The following is a 25,076-nucleotide window of genomic DNA, read 5'->3' as shown; positions in this document are numbered from 1 at the left end:
CGTGACGTGGACCTGGAGTCGGGGATCCAAGGGCCTTTGGCCCTTGGTGGAGGTCCAGGAGGCAAAGCCTCCTGGTGGGGCCCGGGGCAACGCCCCGGGATGGCGTGATGAGGTTCACCGGTTCCCGTCATTTGCGTCGCCTGCCCTTGTTGTCGCCGCTTCAATGGAAGCGCCGACTGGTGCTCTGGTGTGGTGGTGTGCTGGTGGCGTTGGTCGCGATTGGTTTCGCGCATGCGGCGGATGCGGCGCAGGCGTTGTTCGCGGTCGTCACCGCCTGGAATCCCTGGATCGTTTTCGGGCTCGCGCCGGGAGGGCTGGCGCTGTCGCTCTGGCTGACGCGACGGGTGTTTCCCGGGGCCCAGGGCAGCGGCATTCCGCAGGCCATCGCGGCGCTGCACATGACCGATCCGAAGGCGGTCGATGCCGTGCTGTCGCTGCGGGTGGCCCTGGGCAAGGTGGTGCTGACGGTACTCGGCCTCGGGGTCGGTGCTTCGATCGGCCGCGAGGGACCGACGGTGCAGGTCGGCGCGGCGATCATGAACGCGGTCGGCCGGATCACGCCGATGCCGCGACTGGAGATGCAGCGGGCGCTGGTGCTGGCCGGGGGCGCCGCGGGCGTGGCGGCGGCGTTCAACACGCCGCTGGCCGGCATCGTCTTTGCCATCGAGGAGCTCAGCCATTCCTTCGAGCAGCGCACCTCGGGGGTGGTGCTGACGGCGGTGATCCTGGCCGGCATCACCACCGTGGCGCTGTCCGGCAACTACACTTATTTCGGCCATAGCGCGGTTGTCCTGGATGTCGGGCGGGACTGGCTCGCGGTGCTGCCGTGCGCGGTGGTGGGCGGGCTTGCCGGGGGGCTGTTCAGCCAGGTGCTGATCAGTGCCTCGCGCGGCCTGCCGGGGCGGATCGGGCGGTGGGTGGCGCGGCATCCGCTGCTGGTGGCGGTGCTGTGCGGGGTGGTGCTGGCGGGGCTCGGCGTGCTGTCGGGCGGGGCGACCTATGGCACCGGCTATGCGCAGGCCCGCGGCCTGGTGGAAGGCCATGCCGATCTGCCGGCGGGGTTTGCGGTGATGAAGCTGCTGGCGACGGTGGTGTCGTATCTCTCCGGCATTCCGGGCGGCATCTTCGCGCCGTCGCTGGCGGTGGGGGCGGGGCTGGGCTCCTGGCTGCACGCGGTGTTGCCCGGCTTCCCGCCTGGCGCGCTCGTGTTGCTGGGCATGGTCGCCTATTTCTCGGGTGTGGTGCAGGCGCCGATCACCGCCACCGTGATCGTGATGGAGATGACCGACAACCAGCAGATGACCATCCCGCTGCTGGCCACCGCCATGCTGGCCTTCGGCGTATCCCGCCTGGTGTGCCGCCGCTCGTTCTATTCGGCGCTGGCCCGGCGTTTCCTCGATGCGGTGGAGCGTCCGCGTCCGGCGGATTGACCCGGCGCCGCCTCTTGCCTATCCGGAAGCGCATGTCGGGCACTTGGCAGCGTTTCCGCGGCTGGACGCACGACCTCGGGCGCTGGAGCCGTGAGCGCTCCGACCGGTTGTGGCGTGCGCTGGAAGCGGCGATGTTCGACCGTGGCGATGCCGCCGCGCGCGAGGCGGCGGCGCAGGAGGCCGCGGCCGAGGCGCCGGTGGTCTGGCTGCTCGGCCGGGCCCAGGCCGGCAAGAGCTCCATTGCCTCGGCGCTGACCGGGGTGCCGATCGCCATCGGCGAAGGGTTCCGTCCGGTCACCCGCACCGCCGCGGTGTATGATTTCCCCGCCGATGCGCCGCGCATCCGTTTTCTCGACACCCGTGGGCTCGGCGAGGCCGGCTACGATCCGGAGGAGGACATCGCCTGGTGCCGGGCGCGCAGCCATCTGGTGCTGGCGGTGCTGCGCGCGCAGGATCAGGCGCCGGCACCCTTGCCGGACCTGCTGGCGCGCATCCGCCGCGAGCAGCCGGACACGCCGTTGGTGATCGCCCAGACCGCGCTGCATGACGGCTATGGCCCCGATGACCGCCATGTCGTGCCGTATCCCTTCACCGGCACCGAGGCGGATGACGACAATCCGGCTTTGCCGCTGGCGCTGCGCCGGATGCTGGCGCGGCAGCGGAGCCTGTTCGTGGATCTGCCCGGTGAGGCGCCGCGCTTCGTGCCGATCGACTTCACCCGGTCCGAGGACGGCCTGTTGCCGTCGGATTACGGCTTCGACGCGCTGGCCACGGCGCTGATCGCGGTGGCGGATGCGCGGCTGGCCGCCCGGCTGGCCGAGGTGCGGGCCGGCGCCGAAGGGTCGCTCGATCGCCTGATCCTCTGGCATGCCGGCGCCGCCGCGGCGGCCGATGCGGTACCGGTGGCCGGGCTGGCCGCGGTGGCAGCGGTGCAGGCGCGGATGCTGCAGGCGCTGGCGGTGCGCTTCGGCGTGACCTGGACGCGCGAGCGGCTGCTGGCCTTCGCCGGCACGGTCGGCACGGTGATGCTGCTGCGCCAGGGCGTTCTGATGGGGTTGCGCGAGGTGGTCAAGCTGGTGCCGCCGGTGGCGCCGTGGGTCATTCCCGCGGCCAGCCTCGCCGCCTTCGCACTGACCTATGCGCTGGGCCGCGCCGCCTGTGTCTACCTGCGCGATCTCGCGGCCGGTCGCCCCGCCTCCGAGGACGCGATCCGCGCTGCCTTCCAGATGGCGTTGCAGGAAGGCTGGACCCGGAGCGGAGGGGCCGCCCGTGACAGAAGCTGAGAGCGGAAAATTCAGGACCAGGCTCCGTCTGGTCTGGCGCGGCCTGGTCGCGAACTGGCGCGAAGTGGCGGTGGCGTTCTGCCTGGTGGTGCCGCAGGTGGTGCTGCTGGTGCTGGGCCTGCTGTGGCTGTTCTCGCACGGTGTGATGCTGGTCTGGCTGGGCTTCGCCGCTGCCTGCGCCGGGGTGGCGGCCTTGCTGCTGCGGCGGCTGCGCGCCGGTGACGTTTTGCCGGCGCCACCGCCGCCGCATCCCGACAGCGCCTGGGGCCCGCGCGAGCGTGCCGCCTGGGAGAAGGTGCAGGATTTCATCACCCGCACCCCGGCTTTTTCGGAGGATACCGATGCCGCCCGCGCCAGCGTGACCGCGCTGGTCGAGGAAATCGCCCGCCATTACGGCCCGGACGCCGCCGAGCCGCTGGCGCGCTTCACCGTGCCGGAGGCGCTGCTGCTGGCCGAGCGCACCGCGAGGCGCCTGCGCGTCGCCTTGCTGCAGGCGGTGCCGTTCAGCCATGCCGTCACGGTCAGTACCGCGCTGTGGTGGTATCGCCGGCGCGGGCTGATCGACCTCGCGGCGAAGGCGTACGACGTCTATCGCGTGTTCCGCCCGGTGGTGAACCCGCTCTCGGCCGTGTTCGGCGAGCTGCGCGAGCACGTCACCCAGGACGTGATGGCCTTCGGGGCAGAGCGCCTGCGCCGGACGATCACGCGGCTGGTGTTGGAGGAGACCGGCCGGGGCGCGATCGATCTCTACAGCGGCCGGCTGCGCATCGACGAGGCGAAGTTCGAGGCCGCGCGCGCCGGCACTGAAACAACCGCGCCGCCGCCCGGCCCGCCCCGCATCCTGTTGGCCGGGCAGGTCAATGCCGGCAAGTCGAGCCTCGCCAATGCGCTGGCCGGTGAATTGCGGGCGGTCGCCACCCCGGTGCCGGGGCCGGAGGCGGCGCTGGTGCTGGACGTGGCGGCCGCCGGCCGGCCGACGCTGCGCCTGGTCGATGCGCCGGGTCTGCGCGGCGAGCCCGGCGAGGCGGAGGCACTCGCGTCCCTGGCCGCGCAGGCCGACCTGGTGCTGTGGGTCTCTGCCGCCAACAGCGCCGCCCGGCACATCGACACCCAGGCGCTGGCGGCCCTGCGCGCGACGCTGGCGCAGGACCGCGCGCTCGATCCGCCGCCGTTGCTGCTGGCGGTGCCGCATATCGACCGCCTGCCACCCTTCGCCGAATGGGCGCCGCCCTACGACATCGCCCGGCCCGCCACGCCGAAGGCGCGGCGCATCCACGACGCGGTGGCCGCGATCGGCGCGGATCTCGCCATTGCCGAGGCCGATATCGTTCCGGTCTGCCTCGACGCCCGCAAGGGACTCTACAACGTGGATCTCGTCTGGGCCCTGATCGCCGCACGGCTCGAACAGGCACAGACCCGCCAGTTGCAGCGCGCCTTCGCCGAATCCCGCCAGGGCCTCGACCTCGCGCAGGTGCTCCGCCAGGCCACCACCGCCGGCCGCGCCTTGTTCAGCGCCCTGCGCTGATGGCGGATCCAATCACAATTCCTCAGTTCCGTCCGTCATCTCTGCGGAGAGCGTCCCATGCCGGATATCCATATCGGCCTGCTTCTCTTCCCCGATCTCACCCAGCTCGATCTCACCGGCCCCTATGAGGTGTTCCGCAAAACCCCAGGCATCGTCACGCATCTCCTGGCGCCCGGCCTCGAGCCCGTGCGTGCGGAATCCGGGTTGCGCCTGCTGCCGGACACCACCTTCGCCGACTGCCCGCCCCTCGACGTGATCTGCGTGCCCGGCGGCCCCGGCGTGAACGCGGCCATGGAAGACGAGGAATTGCTGCGCTTCCTGCGCGCGCAGGCCACCGGGGCCCGCTACGTCACCTCGGTTTGCACTGGCGCGCTGGTGCTCGGCGCGGCCGGGTTGTTGCAGGGACGGCGCGCCACCACGCACTGGACGGTGCACGACCTGCTCGCCGCCTTCGGCGCGATCCCGGTGCAGGAACGCGTGGTGCGGGACGGCAATCTCGTCACCGGCGGTGGCGTCACCGCGGGGATCGACTTCGCGCTGACACTCGTCGCCGAACTGCTCGGGGCCTCCGTCGCGCAGAGCGTGCAACTGGGACTCGAGTATGCTCCGGCGCCCCCGTTCCAGGCGGGAACGCCGCAGACGGCACCTGCGGAGATCCTGCAGGCGGTGCGGGCGCGCGGGGCGGCGATGCGGGCGCGGCGCGAGGAAATCATTAAACGCGTCACAGAAAGGCCAGGGCTCCGCCCTGGACCCGCAAGGGGCCACAAGGCCCCTTGACCCCATTCGCGCTGCGCGGCGTTCAGTTCAGGCGGGCAACCGCGTCGTGGCGCAGCTCCAACGGGTGATAGCGCGGCCAGGCTCCGGCCGCGAGCTCATCGAGGCTGGGCGTGGGCAGGTGCAGCCTTGCCGCGAAGATCCAGGTGTAGGTCAGTACCCGCGGCACATAGGCCCGCGTCTCGTCGATCGGGATCGATTCGATGAACAACAACGGATCGCCGTTGTCGCGGATCGCGGGGGCCCAACGCATCACCGATCCGGGGCCGGCATTGTAGCCCGCGAGCAGGCGGATCAGATCGCCATCCACCAGCCCGGTATCAGCCAGCCACACAATATAGCGCTGCCCCAGTTCCAGGTTCATCGCCGGATCACGCAGCCGGCCACGCAAGATGGCGTCGTCGGGGCGGCCGGTGATGAAACTCGCCGTCTCCGGCATGATCTGCATCAACCCGAGCGCCCCCGCACCCGAGGTCAGCGCCTGGTCGAAATTCGATTCGGTGCGAGTGATGCCGTAGATCAGCGCCGGATCGACGATGAAGCCGCCGCTCGGCCGCAGCCGCGGCACGGTGAAACGCAGATCATCGCGGGAGCGTCCGTCGGCGACCTGCACCAGATCAGCCAGTTGGGCCGTCAGGGCCAGCAGCCGCGCCCGTTGCGCCACCAGCATGACGGCACGTCCAAGCGCGGGCGTGGTTTCGGCCAGGGGCCATAATTGCCGCAGCTCCGCCTCGGCCCGGTCCCGCTCGCCGATCTGCAGCAGGGCAAGGGCGCGCAACCCCTCGGGGGTTGCCATCACCGCATCCAGGTCGGCCTCGCCGAGCGTCTCGCGCGTCTGCCGCCCGCCCGGGGCGAAGCCGATATCGAGGCCCAGCGTGCGCCGGGCCAGCATGCCGTAGAAGGTGCGCTGCTCCTCGGCGGCCCGCATCATCCAGGGCACGTAGTTCCTGGGCTCGCGCAGCCGCAGCCGCGCCCGCGCTGCCCAGAAGGCGTTGGCGGCCCGCAGGGTGGGGGAACTCAGCTCTGCCCGCCATCCCGCCGCGAAGGCGGCGGCGGCACGATCCGGTTGGTCGAGGCGCCACGCCGCGAGCCCCGCCATCTTGCCGGCGAGGGCGGCGACGCGGCACGTTGATCCGGCGCCCCGGCAGGCCTCGAGGCCGGCGGCGCCGAGGGCATAGGCTTCCTCGTCGCGGTTGAGCGTGAACAGGATCTGCGCCGCCTCGCCCCGCAACAGCGAGCCATAGTCCGGCGCGAGCCCGCGCCGGCGTTGCAGCAGCCGCTCCACCGCGGCCGCCCCGCCATTGCGCGCGGCGTCGTAGACGGATCGATCCAGGGCGGCATTGCGCACCGGGCGCGTGCCGGGGTCATTGGCCTCCTCGGGCACCGGAATGGACGAGCCCGGCGAGCGGATATCAGCCGACAGCATGACCGTGTTCGGCGCCGGCGGCGCGGCGGCGCCGCGCGGCAGGCGGGACAGCATCAGCGTGTGGATCGCCGGGGCGTCGGTCAGGTCCGACCATTTCTCCAGCCACGCCTTCAGTTCGGCGGCTCCCGGCCGGGTGTAGGGGCCGAGATGGCGATCGGCCAGGATGTAGCCGCGCATCGCCGCGCCGAGCGCGATCCCGGCCACCGAGAGATCGGGGTCGAGCAGCGCCATTTCCTTTTCCGCGGCGCGCAGATCGCCGGCACGTTGCAGGGCGAAGATCCGCCGCAGCCGGGCTGCCTCGCTCGGTGGCAACGGTTGCGGCAGGGACTGGCTGCCATCCCGTCGCGACGAGGCGCGCGGTACCGCGAGCGCGGTGTCATCCACGCCCGAGAAGGCAGGTTGCACCTGCGCTTTTGCCGAGGTGGCCCCTGCCAGGATGGCAGCTCCGGCGAGTAACGCCTTGGCCGTGGGAAACGATGATAATATCCGAACGGTCCCTCGCATGAGGGCGCCGGTACACAGGATAGTTACGAGACGCAACCCTGTGGGGTGAGACAATTCTCCCGCAATGAGACAATTTTCTTTGTCTCAACGGGTTAGCTGTCACATGGTGTTCACGATTCAGATATTTTCCGGATGATCATGTCGTCATCCATGGTGCGCTTCAACAACAACATATCATTCCAGGCCTCCCGCTTCGCGCCCGGCGTGCGCAGCAGATATGCGGGATGCAGCATGGGCAGAGTCGGGACCGGCGCGGGCAGGTCGGGGATGGTGACGTCCAGCCAGCGCCCGCGCATGCGGCGGATGCCGGTGTTGCTGCCGGTCACCGCCCGCGTGGCCAGCGCCCCCAGCAGCACCAGCCGCCGCGGCCGCACCAGGGCGATGTGGCGTAGCAGGAACGGCAGGCAGACCAGGACCTCGTTGTCGGTCGGGTTGCGGTTGCCGGGGGGGCGCCAGGGAATGAGGTTGGTGATCACGTAGCCGCTGCGGTCGAGCCCGATGCTCGCGAGCATCCGGTCGAGGAACTGGCCCGACGCCCCGACGAACGGCTTGCCGATCCGGTCCTCGTCCGCTCCCGGGCCTTCGCCCACCAGCATCAGGCCGGAGTCCGGGTTGCCGTCGGCGAACACCAGGTTGGTCGCGGTTGCCGACAGGGGGCAGCCGTCGAACCGCTCCAGGGCGGCCCGCAGCTCTTCCAGCGTGCGCGCCGCGGCGGCGATTTCCTGGGCCCGTGCCGCCGGGGCAGGGGCGGCGCCAGGCAGCAGGGCCTGCGTCTGCGCGGGGTGGGGCGGCGGGCGGAGCGCGGCGGCGAGCTGGGACGGGGCTGAGGCCGCCGGCCGCGCCCTCGTTGCCGCCGGGGCAGCGACGGGCCGGGCGGCAACCGCCATGCGGTCTACCGGCGTCTCCACGAGCGCCTCGTCGGCGCCCCATTCCAGCTGCAAGCGCAGCGCCGCCAATGCGTCCATGTGCGCACTCATCGCCAAAGCGCGGCTTTCGCGCAACCGAATCCCCCTCCATAAGAACGCGAAAGCCCCCACGCGGGGCCAAGGCGAAAAAAGGGTGCAGAATGTCCGATAAGCCAGCTCGGGAAGCCATGGAATTCGACGTCGTCGTCGTGGGGGCGGGACCTGCCGGCCTCGCGGCGGCCATCCGCCTGCGCCAGCTCGCGCCGGAACGCAGCGTCTGCGTGGTCGAGAAGGGCAGCGAGGTGGGCGCGCATATCCTCTCCGGGGCGGTGATCGAGCCGCGGGCGCTCGCGGAGCTGCTGCCTGACTGGCAGGAGCGCGGCGCCCCGCTGACCACCCCGGCCGGGGAGGACCGGTTTCTCTATCTGACGCAAGGCCGCGCCTGGCGGCTGCCGACGCCGCCGCAGATGCACAACCACGGCAATTACATCGTCAGCCTCGGCAACGTGGTGCGCTGGCTCGGCCAGCAGGCCGAGGCACTGGGTGTCGAGATCTATCCCGGCTTCGCCGCCGCCGAATTGCTGGAGGAGGATGGCCGCGTCGTCGGCATTGCCACCGGCGACATGGGCATCAACCGTGACGGCGAGCCCGGCCCGAACTACCAGCGCGGCATGGAACTGCGCGCCCGTTGCACCATCTTCGCCGAAGGCTGCCGGGGCAGCCTGACCAAGCGGCTGATGAAGCATTACGACCTGCGCGCCGGCCGCGACCCGCAGACCTATGGCATCGGCATCAAGGAATTGTGGGAGGTGCCGAAGGAAGCGCACCGGCCCGGGCTGATCGTGCACACCACCGGCTGGCCGATCCCCTCCGATACCTATGGCGGATCGTTCCTGTATCATTTCGGCGAGAACCTGGTCGCCTATGGCGTGGTGGTGGGGCTCGACTACCCCAACCCCTGGCTTTCCCCCTTCGAGGAGATGCAGCGGCTCAAGACCCATCCGGCGATGCGCCCGCATTTCGAGGGCGGGCGGCGGATTTCCTACGGCGCGCGCGCGCTGACCGAGGGTGGCGTGCAGGCGCTGCCGAAGCTGACCTTCCCCGGCGGCTGCCTGATCGGCGACACCGCTGGATTCCTGAACGTGCCCAAGATCAAGGGCACCCACACGGCGATGAAATCCGGCATGCTCGCCGCCGAGGCGGTCGCCGAGATGCTGGCGGGCGAGGGGGTCGAACCCGCGTCCTACGAGGCGAAGCTGCGGGAAAGCTGGCTGTGGGATGAATTGCAGCGCGTGCGCAACGTCCGTCCTGCCTTCGCCAAATGGGGATTCTGGGGTGGGCTCGCGAATGCCGCCATCGACACCTACCTGTTCCGCGGCAAGGCGCCCTGGACCCTGCACCACGCCACGCCCGACCACGCCAGCCTGCGCCCGGCCGCCACGGCGCCGCGCATCGAGTATCCGAAGCCCGACGGCAAGCTGACCTTCGATCGGCTCTCCTCGGTGTTCATCAGCAACACCAACCATGAGGAGAACCAGCCGGCCCACCTGAAGCTGCACGACCCGGAGCGGGCGATCGCGGTGAACTGGGCCGAGTATCGCAGCCCGGAAACCCGCTACTGCCCGGCCGGGGTCTACGAGATCGTCGGCGCCGATCAGGACGCGCCCCGGCTGCAGATCAACTTCGCCAACTGCGTGCACTGCAAGACCTGCGACATCAAGGACCCCACCCAGAACATCTGCTGGCACACGCCGGAAGGGGGCGGCGGGCCGAACTACCCGGGCGGCATGTAAGGCGGCTTCCGGGCGGCGGGATGGGGCGGGATGGAGCGGCGAGCGATCCTGTAACCCGAACGTAACCAAATCCGGGCGAGAGTGCCGATGGCCAGGCCGTGATTTCCGGATCCCCGGGATCACAACCTTGCAGGGTTGTCATGGCGAAGCCGCGGCCGGGCTGGTAGGGTGAGACCATGCAGAACGGTCGTTCTCTCCTTCTCGCGCTGTCGCTGCTCTCGGCCTGCGCGGCATCCAACGCGGCCCAGCAGGCGCAACCGCAGCAGGCCGGCCCCGGCCTGCAGATGCGGGTTGCCGCCAGGGCGAAGGCGCTGCCCATCACCGGGGCGCCCGGGGCATTCCTGACCGGGCGGTTCGCCGCCATGCAGGGCGACCTCGATTTCGCCGCTGACGAATTCCTGCGGGCCCTCGCCGATGACCCGGGCAATGCCGAGCTGCGCCAGCAGGCCTTCCTGGCCTGCCTGATGGCCGGCCGTCCGGAAACGGTCCGGCTGGCCCAGGGCCAGCCCAACAACCAGAGCGCCCTGATGCTGCTCGGCAATGCCGAGGCCGCCCGCGGCAACTGGGAAGGCGCCGAGACGCGCTTCGCCGCGCTGCCTCGCCAGGGGCTGACGCAGGTGCTGCAGCCGCTGCTGGTGTCCTGGGCGCAGTTCGGCGCGGGCCGCACCGACGCGGCGCTGGCGACGCTGCATCCCTATATCGAGGGCCAGCGCTATCGCGCGGTCTACGCCCTGCACGGCGCCCTGATCGCCGATCTCGCCAACCGCCCGGCCGAGGCGGCCCGGCTCTATCGCCTCGCCGAGACGGAATACGGCCCCCCCACGCTGCAGCTCGCCCGCATGATCGCGAGCTGGCAGGCGCGGCAGGGCCATCCCGCCGATGCCGGCCAGACGCTGAAGGCGGCCGTGGACCTCGCGCCGGAGGCAGCCATCACCCTGCCGGCGCTGCAGGCGAACGTCTCCACCCGGCTGGTCCGCCGCGCCACCGACGGGCTCGCCGAAAGCTACCTGGTGCTGGCGAGCGCGCTGCGCCAGCAGGACGCGACCGACCTGGCCATGGTGCTGGTGCGCCTCGCGCTGGATCTGCGGCCGGATTTCACCGCCGCCCGGCTGCTCGCGGCCGACATCCTGGACGCGACCAAGCATCCGCAGACCGGGCTGGCGGTGCTCGCCCCTGTCCGCGCCGACGACCCGCTCAACGGCATCGTGCGGCTGCGCCGGGCCGCGCTGACCGAACAGACCGGACGCACTGAAGAAGCGCTGCGCCTGCTCGAGCAGATGGCGCGCGACTATCCCGACCGGCCGGACCCTTATGCGGTGCAAGGCGACATCCTGCGCATGAAGCACCGCTACGCCGATGCCGTGACCGCCTATGACAACGCGGTGGCCCGCGTGCCGGAGCCGACCCGGGCCAACTGGCCGCTGTTCTACGACCGCGGCATCGCGCTGGAGCGGTCCCATCAATGGGAGCGGGCCGAGGCCGATTTCCTGCGGGCCCTGCAGCTCGCCCCCGACCAGCCCTACGTGCTCAACTACCTGGGCTATTCCTGGGCCGAGCAGGGCCGCAACCTGCAGAAGGCGCGCACCATGATCGAGCGCGCGGTCGAGCAGCGGCCCAATGACGGCGCCATCATCGACAGCCTCGGCTGGGCCACGCTGCGCCAGGGCGACATCGCCGGCGCGGTGAAGGCGCTGGAGCGCGCCGCGGAGCTGCAGCCCGAGGACGCGACCATCAACGGGCATCTCGGCGACGCCTACTGGGCCGCCAACCGCCGGCAGGAGGCGGTCTACCAGTGGCGCCGCGCGCTCAACCTCAAGCCGGAGCCGGAAGACGTGCCGAAGCTGGAAGCCAAGCTGCGCGAGGGCGAGCAGGTGATCGGCGTCGCCACCCCGGCCTCGACCGACAACGCCACGCCCTGAGGCACCCATGCCCTCCAGCGAGACCGCGCCGGCCAAGGTCAACCTGTTCCTGCACGTCGTCGGGCGCCGCCCCGACGGCTACCATCTGCTCGACAGCCTCGCCGTGTTCCCGCATGTCGGCGACGTGCTGCACGCCGATCCAGCGGAGGAGCTGAGCCTCGCGCTCGCCGGCCCATTCGGCGGCGCGCTGGTCGCCGAGGCGGATAACCTGGTGCTTCGTGCCGCCCGGGCGCTCGCCGCGGCGGCCGGGATCGCGCCGCGGGCAAGGCTGGTGCTGGAGAAGAACCTGCCGGTCGCCTCCGGCATCGGTGGCGGCTCGGCCGACGCCGCGGCGGCGCTGCGCCTGCTCGGCCGGCTTTGGGACGTGGCGGTGCCGGATGCCGATCTGCACGCGATCGCGCTTGGGCTCGGTGCCGACGTGCCGGTCTGTCTGGCCTCCCGTGCGGCCCGCATGGGCGGAGTGGGGGAGGCGCTGGCGGAGGCGCCGGCGCTGCCTGGCTTCGGCATGGTGCTGGTCAACCCCGGCGTTGCCGTGGCCACCCCGGCGGTGTTCCGCGCCCGCAGCGGTCCGTTCTCGGCGCCGGCGGCGCTGCCCGCTGGCTGGGCGGACGCGGCTGCACTGGCGCGCGATCTTGCCGCCCTGTCCAATGACCTCGAACCGCCGGCGGTCGCCTTGCAGCCGGTGATCGGCACGGTGCTGGACGCGTTGCGCGCCGCCCCGGGCTGCCTGCTCGCGCGCATGAGCGGGTCGGGCGCGACCTGCTTCGGCCTGTTCGCGGATCCACCGGCGGCCGAGGCAGCGGCGTCGCTGCTGCGGCGTCCGGGGTGGTGGTGTTGGGGTGGGGCTTGCTGAAAGGTCCCTTCCCCCGCTAAGTCAGCGCCGCGCATGGGGCGTAGCCAAGCGGTAAGGCAGCGGATTTTGATTCCGCCATTCGGAGGTTCGATCCCTCCCGCCCCAGCCAACCTCCCCGCCGGACGGCGTGATCCGCGAAACTGACGGACCGCACCAGGGGGAGGAGACACGCCATGAACAAGATGAACCCGGCCCTGGCCCGCGCGGAGGCTTTCGCCGGGCGCTTCGGCCTGCAACGGCCCATCCTGCTCGCGCCGATGGCGGGGGCCTGCCCGCCCGCGCTGTCCATCGCCGTGGCCGAGGCAGGCGGCCTGGGCGCCTGTGGCGCCCTGCTCATGCAGCCGCCCGCCATCCTCGCCTGGGCGCGCGATGTGCGCGCCGGCACGCGCGGGCCGTTCCAGATCAATCTCTGGGTGCCTGACCCGCCGGCGCGGCGCGATCCGGCGCAGGAGGCACGGCTACGGGATTTCCTCGCGGAATGGGGGCCGCCGGTGCCGCCCGAGGCGGGCGCGGCGACGCCGCCGGATTTCGCCGCGCAATGCGAGGCGTTGCTCGAAGCCACGCCGCCGGCGGTTTCCTCGGTCATGGGGCTGTTTCCCCCGGCCTTCGTCGCCCGGCTCAAGGCCGCCGGCATCGCCTGGTTCGCCAATGTCTCGACCGTGGCGGAGGCGCGCGCCGCCGAGGCGGCGGGGGCGGATGTCGTGGTGGCCCAGGGCATGGAGGCGGGCGGGCACCGCGGATGCTTCGACGCGGCCACGGCCGAGCGGGACATGGTCGGGCTGTTTGCCCTGATCCCGGCGGTGGTCGATGCGGTGCGCATCCCCGTCGTCGCCACCGGGGGCATCGCCGATGCGCGCGGCGTGGCGGCGGCGCTGCTGCTCGGGGCCTCGGCGGTGCAGGTCGGCACCGGCTTCCTGCGGTGCCCGGAAGCGCAACTGCCGGCTGCCTGGGCCGACGCGCTCGGGCGGGCCGCGCCGGAAGGCACCGTGGTCAGCCGCGTCTTCAGCGGCCGGGCCGGGCGCAGCCTCGCCACGTCCTATGTCAGGGCCGCGACCTCCGCGCAGGCGCCGTCCCCCGCGCCCTATCCGGTGCAACGCGGCCTGACCGCGGCGATGCGCGAGGCCGCGACCCGGGCCGGCGATGTGGAGCGGATGCAGGCATGGGCCGGGCAGGCCGCCGCGCTGGCGCGGGCGGAACCGGCGGCGGTCGTCCTGCGATCGCTCTGGGACGGGGCGGGCGCGCTGCTCGGGTGAGTGGGCGGCCCCGGCGCGATGGGGCAGGAGGCTGTTGGTGCGCTCGCAAACCGGCGTGGCCGACGAACGTTATGCGGGCATGCGGAAGACGGCAGGGCGGGATGCGTGCGACACGCAAAGGTCGAGACCGGTGGTGGCACCGCGGCCGTGTGCCGAACGGGATGGGGGCGGCGGAGGTGATGACATCGGTTCGGTAACAGCAACGACCGGGCGGATGGCCCCGGCATGAAGACCAGCTTCCTGTTGCGACGGCATATCCGTCTGCTCGGGGCCTTCCAGCATTGGGCGGATATCTGGGTCCGCTCGGACTGGCGTGTGCAGTTGCATTATCGCACCGGCACCGCCCGGGTGCTCGATCCCGCGCATGGGATCGTGAGCGTCGGCGACGAAGCCGAGTGCCTCGCCCTGGCGGCATCCCTGGCCCCGCCGGCCGGGCGGGCGAAGGCGGCCATCCTGCTGCATGGGCTGGGTCACCATCCCGGCGGGATGGAGCGCCTGACCGGCGCGCTCGGACGGGCCGGCTGGGCGGTGGCGAATGTCGGCTATCCAAGCCTGCGCCGTCCGGTCGAGGATCATGCCGCCGCGGCAAGCCGGATCGCCCGTGCCATGGTCGAGGATGGCGCCGAGTCCGTCTCCATGGTCGGCCACAGCCTGGGCGGCCTGGTCGCCCGCAGCGCCATGGCGCGCGCCGCGGTGGAGGGGTGGCGGCCGGGACGGCTGGTCCTGATCGGATCCCCCGCCCGTGGCTCGGCGATCGCCGACATCCTGAAGAGCCTCACGGCGTATCAGATGATCACCGGGTCCTGTGGCCAGGCGGTCACTCCGGCCGGGGCGGCGAGCGTTCCCGTCCCCGCCTGCGCGGGTATCCTGGTCATTGCCGGCGGCAATGGCGGACGGGGCTTCAACCCGCTGCTGCAGGGCGACAACGACGGCGTCGTGTCGGTCGCCGAGACGCGCCTGCCTGACGGCACGGAGTATCAGGGCGTGACCGTGGCCTCGCTGCACAATTTCCTCGCCGGCCACCCGGCGGCCGTGACGGCCACCTTGCGCTTCCTGGAGACGGGGGGGATTCCCGTCCAGGAGATCCGGAGGGTCCGGGTCCGGTCATCCTGGCTGCCCCGCCGGTCGCACTCCTGAAGACCGTCCGGCGGATGTGCCACGCCAGCGCAGGCATGCGGCGATGCCGGTTCCGCGCGGCATCGCCGCATGCGGTCAGATCTGGCTGACGGCGTCCAGGTTCATCGGCGCCGGCACGTAGTGATAACCGTCGCCCCGCTTCGCGATATGGCCGATGCCGGGCCAGGCGAAATGGTAGGCCAGGATCGGAATGCGGTTCGCCGCGAACATGTCCATCATGCGCACCCGGCTTTCCGCCGATTGCACCGGGTCGGTGTCATAGGCGAACTGCGTCCGTGGGCGCTCCAGCAACAGCACCGGATGGTGGGCGAGGTCGCCGATATAGCAGAGCTGGCCGTTGCCCGAGTTGATCATGAACACGCTGTGGCTGACGGTGTGGCCCGGCGCGGACAGGGCGGTGATGCCGGGCAGGATTTCCTGGCCGTCCTTGTAGAAATGCAGGCTGTCGCGGACCGGAAGCAGGTTCTTGCGGGCCTGGCCGATGAAGCGCGGGCGCGCCGGATAGTTCGACGGCACCTTGGTTTCGTCGGTCCAGTACTCGAAATCGGGCTGGCCGATATAGTACTGGGCATTCGGAAAGTGACGGCTGCCGTCATCGGCGATCAGGCCGCCGCAATGGTCGATATGGGCATGGCTCATGACCACGGCGTCCACCGCGGCGGGATCGATCCCGGCCTGGCGCAGCGAGGCGGGGAGCCTGCCTGTCGTGGTCCCGAACAGGGTGTCGCTGCCCATCCCGGTGTCGAACAGGACGACGCGGTCGCCGAAATTCACCACCAGTACATTCTGCTCCAGCACCGCATTGCTCGCGGGCAGGAAGTTGTCGCGCAGGCTGCGGTCGATCTGCTCGTCGGTGATGTTGCGGAAAGCGGTCTTCGGGTCGCCGAGTGGTAACTGGCCGTCGGTGACGACGGTGCATTCGGCGTCGCCGAGTTTGAAGCGATAGAAATACGGCGCCTGGGCCTGGCCGAGCGGCATTTTGGCCTGTGCGCCGGTCGGCAGGGCCAGTGCTGCGGCACCGGCGCATGCCAGGAGTCCGCGCCGGCCGAGATGTGCCTGCGTGATCGTCATGTTTCCCTCCCTGAACTTTGTTCTGTGCACGATCACTGCCGGTGCCCGGCGGCGATCGCGCGGGCAGGATAGGCAACTTCATCCCCCTGGCGCAACCGATCGGCCACCGCCCTTGCTCTCGTCCCGGCGCACGCCATCTGCCGTGCATGACGAGGCCCGGAGCCGGGCATCGGACGGGAGAAGATCGCCATGCGCGTGGTGGTGTTCAGCACCAAGGGCTATGACCGTCGCACGCTCGAGGACCGCAACGGTGCCTTCGGTCACGAGCTCGTCTTCCAGGAGCCGCGGCTGACCCTGGCGACGGTGCCGCTCGCGACGGGATTTCCCGTCGTTTGCGGTTTCGTCAACGATGTCTTCGACGAGGCGGTGATGGAACATCTGGCCGCGGGCGGCACGCGACTGATCGCGCTGCGCGCCGCCGGCTTCAACAATGTCGATCTCCGTGCCGCCGCCCGTTTCGGCATTGCGGTGGTGCGCGTGCCCGCCTATTCGCCGCATGCCGTCGCCGAGTTCACGGTCGGGCTGATCCTGTCGCTGGTCCGCGGCATCCATCGCGCCCATGCCCGCACCCGGGCCAATAATTTCACGCTCGACGGCTTGCTGGGGTTCGACCTGCACGGCCGCACGGTCGGGGTGGTCGGCACCGGCCGCATCGGCGCGCTGGTGGCGCGCGCGCTCGCGCTGGGTTTCGGGTGCCACGTGCTGGCCCACGATGTCCGGCCCGATCCGGACCTGCTGGCGGCGGGCATCCGGTACGCCGACCTGCCCAACCTGATTGCGGCAAGCGACGTGATCACGCTGCATTGCCCGTTGACGCCGGCGACGCGTCATCTGGTGCGCCGCGAGACGATCGCGACCATGCGGCCCGGCGCCCTGCTGGTGAATACCAGCCGCGGCGCGCTGATCGATGCCGAGGATGTGGTGGAGGCGTTGAAGGACGGTCGCCTCGGCGGGCTGGCGATCGACGTCTACGAGCAGGAGGCGGACCTGTTCTTCGAGGATCTCTCCAACGAGATCGTGCGCGACGACACGCTGCAGCGGCTGCTGATGTTTCCCAATGTTCTGGTGACGTCGCACCAGGCCTTCTTCACGCAGGAAGCGCTGGTCGCGATCGCCGATACCACGCTCGGCAGCATCGCGTCCTTCGCCCGCGGCGAGCCACTCGCGCATGCGGTGACCGAGGCGGTGATCGCGAAGGCTCCCGCCGCCTGATCAGGCACGCCCCTTCCTGATCGGGACAGGAAGGGGAGAAGGCGGGGACTGACGGCCACTCGCATGCGACCGGACTGTCGTTGCGTTCACTTGTCCGTCAGTCATGATCCTGACATGTGGGATGAATTCCCACAATAACACTGATGCTTTGTTTTCATTGATGGTGGCGACATCCATGGGGATGCGCGGCAATGTTTGTCGGGCTTGACGGAATGCGCGCTTAAATCCTTTAAACGGATGCCAATTCTGGTCGGCGTCGTCGACCGTCAGGCAGGCCAAGGAAACAGCCGCACTTGCTTTTCTCCGAACCGCTGTTCCTGTTCGTTTTTCTGCCCAGCTTCTATGCGGTTTATTTGCTGTTGAATCGCCGGCAGGGCGGGCGGATCGGCTTTGTGCTGCTCGCGAGCTTCGCGTTTTATGCCTGGAGCGACCCGTTTTTCCCCTTCCTGGTGCTGGCTTCCGCCGGACTCGATCATCTGCTCGCGCGCGCGATCGCGCGGCGTGGCGGCGGGCGCCTGCTGCTCACGGTCGGCGTGCTGCAGAATCTCGGCATCCTCGTCTGGTTCAAATACGCCAATTTCCTGGTCGACAATCTCGATCAGGTGCTGACCGCGACGGGCCTGCCGCTGGTCGAGATCGCGCGGGTGGCGCTGCCGGTTGGTGTTTCCTTCGTCGTGTTCGAGAAGATCACGTATCTGGTCGACGTGCATCGCGGCCTGACGCCCCCGGCCGGCAGCTTCGTCCGTTATCTTTTCTACGTGTTCTTCTTCCCCAAGCTGCTGGCTGGCCCGATCATCAAGTACCACGACATCGCCGGCCAGATCGATGCGCTGCCGCGGCCGGGCTGGGACGATTTCGCCGCCGGCTTCCTGCGCTTCATGCTCGGCGTGGCCAAGAAGACGCTGATCGCCGACACGCTGGCGCGTGGGGCCGACATGATGTTCGGCGAGCCCGGCGCGGCCCCCGGCTTCAGCAATGCCTGGTGGGGCGTGCTGTTCTTCACGTTCCAGATCTATTTCGATTTCTCGGCCTATTCCGACATGGCGATCGGGCTGGCCCGCATGCTTGGCGTGCGGCTCGCCGAGAATTTCAACATGCCCTACATCGCCGCCAGCATGACCGAGTTCTGGCATCGCTGGCACATCTCGCTGACGAGCTGGATCCGCGAGTACCTCTACATCCCGCTCGGTGGCAACCGGGTGACGCCGTCGCGCCGCTACGCCAATCTGTGGATCTGCTTCCTGGCCTCGGGGCTGTGGCACGGGGCGGCGTGGAACTTCGTCGCCTGGGGTGCCTATAACGGCGCTTTCCTGGTGCTGGACCGGCTGTTCCTGCTGCGCCTGCTCGGGCGCCTGCCGCCGGTGGTGGCGAACCTGATCACCTTCGGCATCGTCATGGTCGGCTGGGTGCTGTTCCGCGCGACCTCGCTGGCACAGGCCGGCGACATCCTCGCGGCGATGGCGAATCCCTGGGCGGCCGAGACCCGGCTCGGGATCATGCCGACCGGCGATGTGCTGGCGGCGACGCTGGCGGCCGCGCTGATCTGCGCCGCCCCGCGCCTGCCCGGCTTCGCGCGGCTGCGGGACCTTGCCGTCACCGCGCCGCGCCTGGGCCTTGCCGTGCAGACCGGCCTGGCCGTGCTGTTCATCTGCGCGGTCGGCAAGGCGGTGGCCGATCCCTTCACGCCGTTCCTGTATTTCCGGTTCTGAACCATGCGCCGTCTCGCGTCCCGATTGCCGGTCCTGCTCGGCGCCGCGGTGCTGGTGCTGCCGTGGCTCTACCTGACATGGAACACCACGGTCGGGGAACTCGTGCCCAGGCTGCGCTTCCGCACCAAGAACACCATCGCCGGGGTGCTGCAGGAAGCCGCGCCGCAGCTCAGCATGCAGGATATCCTGAGCTACCGTTTCCAGCGCCAGATTTCCGAGGCGGTGGGCCGGCTCTCGCCGGTCTATGCGACGGCGATCCGGCTGAAGGGGCAGCTTTATTACCAGGTGCTGGATACCTCGCCGCATCCGGCCGTGGTGATCGGCCGCGATCGGCAACTGCTGCAACCGATCTATCTGCGCGAGTACTGCGCGCGCGACCTGGCCCGCTTCGCGCCGATGGCCGAGAACTGGGCCATCCGCCTGCGCCAGATGCAGGATTTCTTCACCGGCCGCGGGCAGGCGTTTCTCTACGTGATCACGCCGTCCAAGGTCGCGCTGTATCCGCAGGTCATTCCGCGCTCGTACAGTTGCCCCTCGGGGGCCGAGGACCGCGTCGGCAAGATGCGGCTGTGGCGGGCGGCCCTTGAGCGCCACGGCGTGCGCTTTCTCGACGGCGTGGCGGTCGTCACCGCGGCACGCGACGCCGGCGCGCCCGCGTTGTTTCCCCGTGGCGGCATTCACTGGAACTGGCTCGGCGCGGCGCTGGTGGCGCAGGCGCTGACCGAGGCGGTGAACCGGAGCGAAGGGGCTGCGTTCCTGACCCCGTTCCGCTGGGATGTGCGCATGTCCGACCGTCCACGTGATTCCGATCGCGATGTCCTCGACATTCTCAATCTGGCCTGGCCGGACGATCGTTATCCCGTGCCCGAGCTGACCTATCACGCCGATCCGCCGGCCCTCTGCCGGCCTGCCCGCATCGCCGAGATCGGCGGCAGCTTCCTGTTCAGGATGAACGAGGTGCTCGCGCGCGTCGCCTGTCCGCCGGTGATCGACATGTGGTTCTACTGGAAGAACAAACATCTTCGCTATCCGCCGGTGGATGGTCGCACCCAGGCGGTGGATCCGCAGAAACGGCGCGAACTGCTCGATGCGGCGGAGCTGGTGATCTTCGAAGAGAACGAAACCCTTGCGGCCGCTTCCGAACACGGGCCGGAGTTGCTCGCGGCGATCGAGGCGTTGCGCCGGGACGCGGTGGCGTCGTCGGCCGGGCGGGTGCCCGGGGCCGACGCGACGCTGTCGCGGGCGCCGGATGGCGGGGCAGGCGGGCAGGGGGCGGCGATGTCGCTGCCCTGACCCGCGTGGGAACGTCGTGATTGCGGGCCGCGCCCCCGTGGCGACCCTTGGGGGAAATGCTACAAGCCCCGCCGAGAAGACGAGGGGCGAGCGGTTTGCGCGGCAGCACGACGGTAGGGATCGGGCTCGGAGTTCTCGCCTACGGGGCCTTCAACGTTCACGACGCCACCATGAAGTGGCTGGTCGCGGAGCTGCCGGTCTGGCAGGTCATCTTCCTGCGCAGTGCCACGATCTGCGTCACCCTGGTCGCGGTCGGTGGACGCGACCTGCTGGTGCGGGCCGCCACGTCGCCGATGCGGGCGGCGATGATCGGGCGGGGGGCGCTGCTGCTGGGAGCCTGGCTGCTGTTCTTCACCGCCTCGCGCAGCTTGCCGCTGGCGCAGTTGCTGACGCTCTATTTCGCCGCGCCGATCCTGACCACGCTGATGGCGCCGCCGCTGCTGGGCGAGCGGCTCACACGGGCCCGGCTGATCTCGGTCCTGATCGGTTTCGCGGGCGTGCTGGTGGCCTGCGATCCGCTGGGCATGCGGCTGTCCTGGCCGGCGCTGATGGTGCTGGGGGCGGCCTGCCTGTGGGGCTATGGCGTGATCCTGATGCGGCGGATCGCGCGGCGCGAATCCTCGGTGCTGCAGATGCTGGGGCAGAACGGGTTCTTCATGGTGGTGACCGGCATCGGCGCGGCCTTCACCTGGCAGACGCCGCAGGCCAGCCAGCTCCTGTTGATGCTGGTCTGTGCCGCGTTGGGTGGGCTCGGGCAGTTCTGCATCTTCGAGGCGGCGCGCCATGCGCCGGCCACGGTGATGGCGACGGTGGAGTATTCGTCGCTGCTCTGGGCCTTCGTGCTCGGCTACGCGATCTGGGGCGACGTGCCGACGCAGGCAGTGTGGTTGGGCGCCGCGCTGATCCTGGCGGCGGGGTTGCTGCTGGTGCTGGCGGAACGCCGTGGCGTGCCACCGCCGCATGACTGAGGCCGTCCCGCGCGGCTCTGTCCTCGAGGTGTTTCGTGCCTTCCTGCGCCTGGGCTGCACCAGCTTCGGCGGTCCGGTCGCGCATCTGGGCTATTTCCGCGCCGAGCTGGTGGAGCGGCGGGGCTGGCTGGACGAGGCGGGCTATGCCGATATCGTGGCGCTCTGTCAGTTCCTCCCCGGGCCGGCCAGCAGCCAGACCGCTGTCACGATCGGGGTGGTGCGCGCGGGGCTGGCGGGGGGGCTGGCGGCCTGGCTCGGTTTCACGCTGCCCTCGGCGGTGCTGATGCTGGCCTTCGCCCAGGGCGTGTCGCTGGCCGGCGAGGTTGCCCATGCCATTTGGCTGCACGGCCTCAAGCTGGTCGCGGTGGCGGTGGTGGCGCAGGCGGTCTGGAACATGGGGCGGACGCTGTGCCCCGACCGGCTGCGTGTCAGCATGGCGGTGGTGGCGGCCGTCGTGGTGCTGATGATCCCTTCGGCGATCGGGCAGGTCGGTGCGATCGTCACCGGCGGCGTGCTGGGCTGGCAGTTGTTGCCCGGACCGGTGGCCCCGGTGCAGGGGCATCTGGCGATTGGCGTGCCGCGGGGGCTGGCGGTCGCGGCCCTGGCCGGCTTCGTTGTCCTGCTGGTTGGCCTGCCGTTGCTGGCCGGGGCGACCGGCGTGCACGCGGTGGCGCTGTTCGACCGGTTCTATCGGGCGGGGGCGCTGGTCTTCGGTGGCGGGCATGTGGTGCTGCCGTTGTTGCAGCAATCCGTGGTGCCGCCGGGCTGGATCTCGAACGACGGCTTCCTGGCGGGCTATGGCGCGGCGCAGGCGATGCCGGGGCCGTTGTTCAGTTTCGCCGCCTATCTGGGGGCGGCGATGCGACCCTCGCCGGCCGGGATCGCCGGGGGGCTGTTCTGCCTGGTCGCGATCTATCTGCCCTCGATGCTGTTGTTGCTGGGGACGCTGCCGTTCTGGGACGGGTTGCGCCGGCGCGCGGGGGTGCAGGCGGCGTTGCGCGGAGTGAATGCGACCGTGGTCGGACTGTTGCTGGCCGCGCTCTATACCCCGGTCTGGACCTCCGCGGTGGCTGCCCCGATGGATTTCGGCCTGACGCTGCTGGCGTTCCTTGCGCTGGTGTTCTGGCAGGTGCCGCCCTGGCTGGTGGTCGTACTGGGCGGTTTGGCTGCTGCCGCGCTAGGCTGATCCCCGCAAGAATGGGATCCAAGGGCCTTGTGGCCCGTCACGCGTAAGCGTGCCTGCGCACGACGTGGAGGTCCAGGAGGCAAAGCCTCCTGGCGAACGGGCCGCCGCGCGGCCCGATGGGGCCGAGATGAGTCATAAAGATCTGCACGCCGAAATGGTGACCTGGCGCCGTCATTTGCATGCGCATCCTGAGACGGGTTTCGAGGAGCATGGGACTGCCGCTTTCGTCGCTGGGCTGTTGCGTGATTTCGGCCTGGAGGTGGTCACCGGCGTTGGTGGCACCGGTGTGGTCGGCACGCTGCGCAACGGCAGGGGGAGACGAACGATTGCCTTGCGGGCCGACATGGATGCGCTACTGATCCAGGAGCATGGCGATCGCCCGCATCGCAGTTGCATCCCCGGCCGGATGCATGCCTGCGGCCATGACGGCCACACCGCCGCCCTGCTCGGCGTGGCGGCGTCACTGGCGGCGGCGCCAGATTTCGACGGCACCGTGCATGTCCTGTTCCAGCCTGCCGAGGAGCATGGAAGGGGCATGCTGGCGATGCTGGCGGATGGGTTGCTGGCGCGTTTCCCGATGGACGAGGCGTACGGCTTCCACAATCTGCCGGGTGCCCCGCTCGGCTGGTTCGGTACGCGGTGCGGGTCGGTCATGGCGGCGGAGGACAATTTCGAGATCACGGTGACCGGTCGTGGCGGTCATGCCGCCCGCCCGCACATGGTGGTGGACCCGATCCTGGCGGGCAGCGCGGTGGTGCTGGCCTTGCAGCAGGTGGTTTCGCGCCGGCTGGATCCGGTTGATCCGGCAGTGGTCTCGGTCACCGAGTTCCTCACCGACGGCACACGCAACGTGATTCCCACCACGGTGCGCATCCGCGGCGATTGTCGCAGCTTCCGCCCGGAGGTGTCCGCGGCGATCGAGGCGGAGCTGCGGCGCATCGCCGAGGCCACTGCGCTGGCACATGGCGCCACGGCGCAATTGTCCTACAGCCGGGAGTTCGTCCCCACCGTGAACGCGCCTGGCCCCACCGCGGCGGCGCTACGCGCGGCGCGGGAGACGTTTAAGGCCGGGGCGGTGGACGGCGAGGCCGCCCCGATCATGGGCTCGGAGGATTTCGCGCAATTGCTTGCGCATGTGCCCGGCAATTTCGCCTTCATCGGCAACGGCACCGACAGCGCACCGTTGCACAATCCGGAGTACGACTTCGCCGATGCTGCCTTGCCGGGCATCGTTGCCTATTTCCGGGCGTTGGTGCGCGACCGTCTGCACGGGGGAGAAGCGTGAGGCTGTTGTTCTGGCGTGGCCGGCGCATTCCGGTGATCCGGTTGCACGGTGCGATCGCGGCGCGGGTGGGCACGCTCAACATCGCTGCCTGCGGGCGGCTGGTGGATGCGGCGTTCCGCGCGGCCGGCGCGGGCGGCACGGTGGTGCTGGACATCGACAGCCCCGGCGGTTCGCCGGTGCAGTCGGACCTGATCGCCGCGCGCATCCGCAGGCGGGCCGGGGAGACGCAGGCGCGGGTAGTGGCGGTGATCGAGGAGACCGCGGCGTCCGGCGGTTACTGGCTGGCCTGCGCCGCCGATGAGATCGTCGCCAACCCGATGAGCGTGGTTGGCTCGATCGGGGTGCGCGGCGGCGGCTTTGGCTTCGACCAGGCGATCGCACGGCTGGGGGTGCAACGGCGGCTCTACACCGCCGGGCAGAACAAGGCGCGGCTCGATCCCTTCAGCCCGGAACGGGCCGAGGACGTCGCTTTCGTCAACGAGCTGATCGGCGAGTTGCACGAGCGCTTCAAGGCGTGGGTGCGCACGCGGCGGGGCGGGCGGCTCAAGGCCGGGGACGAGGTGCTGTTCGACGGCAGCTTCTGGCTCGGCGAGCGCGGGGTGGCGCTGGGGCTGGTGGACCGGCTCGGCGATCTTGACAGCGTGGTCAAAGAGGTCGGCGGCGAAAAGGCGCGGGCGCAGGTGTTCCGCCCACGCCAGCGCGGGATGCTTGGCCGACTGCCGCGGCTGGTGGCAGAGGCGCTGCTGGATGCGGCGGAGGCGCGGGCGACGCCGCGGTTCTGACGCGGATCCGCCCGGATCAGTGAGGTCGGGCTGACGCAGTCCGCCAGCGCAAGCCGGTTGCCTGACGGAACGTTGCGATGGCGGATGGCGCTGCGCTTATCCGCCCTACGAGGGTACTATCACCCGGATCAGCGCGTGACGCCGCCGAAGCCCAGGAAGCCGGCGGCGGGGACGGGCGTGCCGGGGGTGTCGGCATATTGCACGCGCGGCGGCGGCTTCGGCGCTGCGGTCGCCACCGGGACCGGCCGTGCGGCGGCATGGCGCTGCTCGGGGCGGGGGGCGGCGTGGCGCGGTTCGGCATGGGCCGATTTCGCCTCCGGCGGTGGCGCGGAGCCGCCGCCCGCGCCGCGCAGCGAGAGAAGCAGGAAGGTGATGTCGTTGCGGCCAAGATCGACCGACAGCTCAAGCGGCGTCAGCCCGAGCACGTTGCGGGCATGCGGATCGGCACCGCGGGCGACGGCATCGCGGGCCGAGGCGATGTCGCCGCGGTTCACCGCGTCGAACAGCGCCTCGTTCGGGGCCATGTCCAGCGCCGGCCGCTCGGCCGGGGCGGGATCGGCATTGACGGTGCGGGCCCCGGGCAGGGCCGGCGGCGGCAGCCGCTTCGAGCCCTGGCTCGATTGGGGCGTGTTCACCACCGGCCCGGTCAGCACGCCGTTGGTGGTGCCCGGAGCGCTCATCTGCGCCCAGGCCGGTGCGGCCAGCAGGCCGGCACCGAGCAGGATCGCAGGTGAGAGGGCGAAGGGATGTCGCATGCGCGGGTCCTGG

Annotated in this window: 20 protein-coding genes and 1 tRNA gene; 17 read left to right on the top strand and 4 right to left on the bottom strand. The window is 70.4% G+C overall.

Annotated elements, in window-relative coordinates; all coding sequences use genetic code 11:
- Positions 1-107: 107 nt before the first annotated feature.
- The 4 genes from NBY65_RS07105 to NBY65_RS07090 are packed head-to-tail and all read left to right on the top strand — an operon-like array spanning position 108 to position 5,015.
- Positions 108-1,430, top strand: coding sequence for a chloride channel protein (locus NBY65_RS07105; RefSeq protein WP_150039933.1), 1,323 nt, complete (start codon positions 108-110; stop codon positions 1,428-1,430).
- 32 nt (positions 1,431-1,462) lie between these two features.
- Positions 1,463-2,713 carry a GTPase family protein gene (locus NBY65_RS07100; protein WP_150039934.1) on the top strand — a complete coding sequence of 417 codons (1,251 nt, stop codon included), beginning with the start codon at positions 1,463-1,465 and terminating at the stop codon, positions 2,711-2,713.
- Positions 2,700-4,238 (top strand): GTPase family protein, encoded by a 1,539-nt coding sequence (locus NBY65_RS07095; RefSeq protein WP_162530465.1) that lies wholly within the window; start codon positions 2,700-2,702, stop codon positions 4,236-4,238. The genes NBY65_RS07100 and NBY65_RS07095 overlap by 14 nt, the downstream gene beginning before the upstream one ends.
- A 57-nt stretch (positions 4,239-4,295) precedes the next feature.
- Positions 4,296-5,015, top strand: coding sequence for a DJ-1/PfpI family protein (locus tag NBY65_RS07090; RefSeq protein WP_150039936.1), 720 nt, complete (start codon positions 4,296-4,298; stop codon positions 5,013-5,015).
- 22 nt (positions 5,016-5,037) lie between these two features.
- Here the strand turns inward: NBY65_RS07090 and NBY65_RS07085 are convergent, their stop codons facing one another.
- Both NBY65_RS07085 and NBY65_RS07080 read right to left on the bottom strand, forming a co-directional pair.
- Positions 5,038-6,843, bottom strand: a complete 1,806-nt coding sequence (locus NBY65_RS07085; RefSeq protein ID WP_162530466.1) for a lytic transglycosylase domain-containing protein — start codon at positions 6,841-6,843, stop codon at positions 5,038-5,040.
- 209 nt (positions 6,844-7,052) lie between these two features.
- Entirely contained in the window at positions 7,053-7,907 is an 855-nt protein-coding gene (locus tag NBY65_RS07080) for a uracil-DNA glycosylase (RefSeq protein WP_150039938.1), read from the bottom strand.
- Positions 7,908-8,008: 101 nt separating this feature from the next.
- On the opposite strand from NBY65_RS07080, the gene NBY65_RS07075 reads away from it, so the two are divergent.
- From NBY65_RS07075 to NBY65_RS07050, 6 genes are all read left to right on the top strand, one after another.
- Positions 8,009-9,640 (top strand): electron transfer flavoprotein-ubiquinone oxidoreductase, encoded by a 1,632-nt coding sequence (locus NBY65_RS07075; RefSeq protein ID WP_150039939.1) that lies wholly within the window; start codon positions 8,009-8,011, stop codon positions 9,638-9,640.
- Positions 9,641-9,816: 176 nt separating this feature from the next.
- A complete protein-coding gene (locus tag NBY65_RS07070) occupies positions 9,817-11,559 on the top strand; it encodes a tetratricopeptide repeat protein (RefSeq protein ID WP_150039940.1) in 1,743 nt (580 codons plus the stop codon).
- Positions 11,560-11,566: 7 nt separating this feature from the next.
- Positions 11,567-12,412, top strand: a complete 846-nt coding sequence (locus NBY65_RS07065) for a 4-(cytidine 5'-diphospho)-2-C-methyl-D-erythritol kinase (RefSeq protein WP_150039941.1) — start codon at positions 11,567-11,569, stop codon at positions 12,410-12,412.
- Positions 12,413-12,446: 34 nt separating this feature from the next.
- A tRNA-Gln gene (locus NBY65_RS07060) sits at positions 12,447-12,521 on the top strand.
- Positions 12,522-12,585: 64 nt separating this feature from the next.
- Entirely contained in the window at positions 12,586-13,665 is a 1,080-nt protein-coding gene (locus tag NBY65_RS07055) for an NAD(P)H-dependent flavin oxidoreductase (RefSeq protein WP_150039942.1), read from the top strand.
- A gap of 225 nt (positions 13,666-13,890) precedes the next feature.
- Complete coding sequence (locus NBY65_RS07050; RefSeq protein ID WP_150039943.1) at positions 13,891-14,802, top strand: PGAP1-like alpha/beta domain-containing protein; 912 nt, start codon at positions 13,891-13,893, stop codon at positions 14,800-14,802.
- A 75-nt stretch (positions 14,803-14,877) separates the two neighbouring features.
- On the opposite strand, the gene NBY65_RS07045 is transcribed toward NBY65_RS07050, so the two are convergent.
- A complete protein-coding gene (locus tag NBY65_RS07045) occupies positions 14,878-15,873 on the bottom strand; it encodes an MBL fold metallo-hydrolase (protein ID WP_150039944.1) in 996 nt (331 codons plus the stop codon).
- Positions 15,874-16,062: 189 nt separating this feature from the next.
- On the opposite strand from NBY65_RS07045, the gene NBY65_RS07040 reads away from it, so the two are divergent.
- The 7 genes from NBY65_RS07040 (at position 16,063) to NBY65_RS07010 (ending at position 24,308) form a co-directional block, all read left to right on the top strand.
- Complete coding sequence (locus tag NBY65_RS07040) at positions 16,063-17,085, top strand: 2-hydroxyacid dehydrogenase (RefSeq protein ID WP_150039945.1); 1,023 nt, start codon at positions 16,063-16,065, stop codon at positions 17,083-17,085.
- A 293-nt stretch (positions 17,086-17,378) separates the two neighbouring features.
- Positions 17,379-18,794 (top strand): MBOAT family O-acyltransferase, encoded by a 1,416-nt coding sequence (locus tag NBY65_RS07035; protein WP_150039946.1) that lies wholly within the window; start codon positions 17,379-17,381, stop codon positions 18,792-18,794.
- 3 nt (positions 18,795-18,797) lie between these two features.
- The gene (locus NBY65_RS07030; protein ID WP_150039947.1) at positions 18,798-20,087 is read left to right on the top strand and encodes an alginate O-acetyltransferase AlgX-related protein; all 1,290 of its coding nucleotides are present in this window, start codon (positions 18,798-18,800) and stop codon (positions 20,085-20,087) included.
- Between the two features lie 95 nt (positions 20,088-20,182).
- On the top strand, positions 20,183-21,055 hold the full coding sequence (locus NBY65_RS07025) for a DMT family transporter (RefSeq protein ID WP_162530467.1): 873 nt from the start codon (positions 20,183-20,185) through the stop codon (positions 21,053-21,055).
- The gene (chrA, locus tag NBY65_RS07020; RefSeq protein WP_150039949.1) at positions 21,048-22,241 is read left to right on the top strand and encodes a chromate efflux transporter; all 1,194 of its coding nucleotides are present in this window, start codon (positions 21,048-21,050) and stop codon (positions 22,239-22,241) included. The genes NBY65_RS07025 and chrA overlap by 8 nt, the downstream gene beginning before the upstream one ends.
- A 127-nt stretch (positions 22,242-22,368) precedes the next feature.
- The gene (locus tag NBY65_RS07015) at positions 22,369-23,526 is read left to right on the top strand and encodes an amidohydrolase (RefSeq protein WP_150039950.1); all 1,158 of its coding nucleotides are present in this window, start codon (positions 22,369-22,371) and stop codon (positions 23,524-23,526) included.
- Entirely contained in the window at positions 23,523-24,308 is a 786-nt protein-coding gene (locus tag NBY65_RS07010; RefSeq protein WP_239002717.1) for a S49 family peptidase, read from the top strand. The genes NBY65_RS07015 and NBY65_RS07010 overlap by 4 nt, the downstream gene beginning before the upstream one ends.
- Before the next feature lie 128 nt (positions 24,309-24,436).
- Here the strand turns inward: NBY65_RS07010 and NBY65_RS07005 are convergent, their stop codons facing one another.
- Entirely contained in the window at positions 24,437-25,063 is a 627-nt protein-coding gene (locus NBY65_RS07005; RefSeq protein ID WP_150039951.1) for an ankyrin repeat domain-containing protein, read from the bottom strand.
- Positions 25,064-25,076 lie beyond the last annotated feature (13 nt).

This window comes from Rhodovastum atsumiense (assembly GCF_937425535.1).
Lineage (GTDB): Bacteria > Pseudomonadota > Alphaproteobacteria > Acetobacterales > Acetobacteraceae > Rhodovastum > Rhodovastum atsumiense.
This window is presented reverse-complemented; position numbering and strand designations above follow the sequence as displayed.

What these genes read in the sequence shown, in the direction of transcription:
- NBY65_RS07015 (WP_150039950.1), top strand. Translation starts at nt 22,369, where the DNA reads ATGAGTCATAAAGATCTGCACGCCGAAATGGTGACCTGGCGCCGTCAT.
- NBY65_RS07090 (WP_150039936.1), top strand. Translation starts at nt 4,296, where the DNA reads ATGCCGGATATCCATATCGGCCTGCTTCTCTTCCCCGATCTCACCCAG.
- NBY65_RS07070 (WP_150039940.1), top strand. Translation starts at nt 9,817, where the DNA reads ATGCAGAACGGTCGTTCTCTCCTTCTCGCGCTGTCGCTGCTCTCGGCC.
- NBY65_RS07030 (WP_150039947.1), top strand. Translation starts at nt 18,798, where the DNA reads ATGCGCCGTCTCGCGTCCCGATTGCCGGTCCTGCTCGGCGCCGCGGTG.
- NBY65_RS07100 (WP_150039934.1), top strand. Translation starts at nt 1,463, where the DNA reads ATGTCGGGCACTTGGCAGCGTTTCCGCGGCTGGACGCACGACCTCGGG.
- NBY65_RS07105 (WP_150039933.1), top strand. Translation starts at nt 108, where the DNA reads ATGAGGTTCACCGGTTCCCGTCATTTGCGTCGCCTGCCCTTGTTGTCG.
- chrA (WP_150039949.1), top strand. Translation starts at nt 21,048, where the DNA reads ATGACTGAGGCCGTCCCGCGCGGCTCTGTCCTCGAGGTGTTTCGTGCC.
- NBY65_RS07040 (WP_150039945.1), top strand. Translation starts at nt 16,063, where the DNA reads ATGCGCGTGGTGGTGTTCAGCACCAAGGGCTATGACCGTCGCACGCTC.
- NBY65_RS07005 (WP_150039951.1), bottom strand. Translation starts at nt 25,063, where the DNA reads ATGCGACATCCCTTCGCCCTCTCACCTGCGATCCTGCTCGGTGCCGGC.
- NBY65_RS07065 (WP_150039941.1), top strand. Translation starts at nt 11,567, where the DNA reads ATGCCCTCCAGCGAGACCGCGCCGGCCAAGGTCAACCTGTTCCTGCAC.
- NBY65_RS07045 (WP_150039944.1), bottom strand. Translation starts at nt 15,873, where the DNA reads ATGACGATCACGCAGGCACATCTCGGCCGGCGCGGACTCCTGGCATGC.
- NBY65_RS07080 (WP_150039938.1), bottom strand. Translation starts at nt 7,907, where the DNA reads ATGGACGCATTGGCGGCGCTGCGCTTGCAGCTGGAATGGGGCGCCGAC.
- NBY65_RS07055 (WP_150039942.1), top strand. Translation starts at nt 12,586, where the DNA reads ATGAACAAGATGAACCCGGCCCTGGCCCGCGCGGAGGCTTTCGCCGGG.
- NBY65_RS07050 (WP_150039943.1), top strand. Translation starts at nt 13,891, where the DNA reads ATGAAGACCAGCTTCCTGTTGCGACGGCATATCCGTCTGCTCGGGGCC.
- NBY65_RS07075 (WP_150039939.1), top strand. Translation starts at nt 8,009, where the DNA reads ATGTCCGATAAGCCAGCTCGGGAAGCCATGGAATTCGACGTCGTCGTC.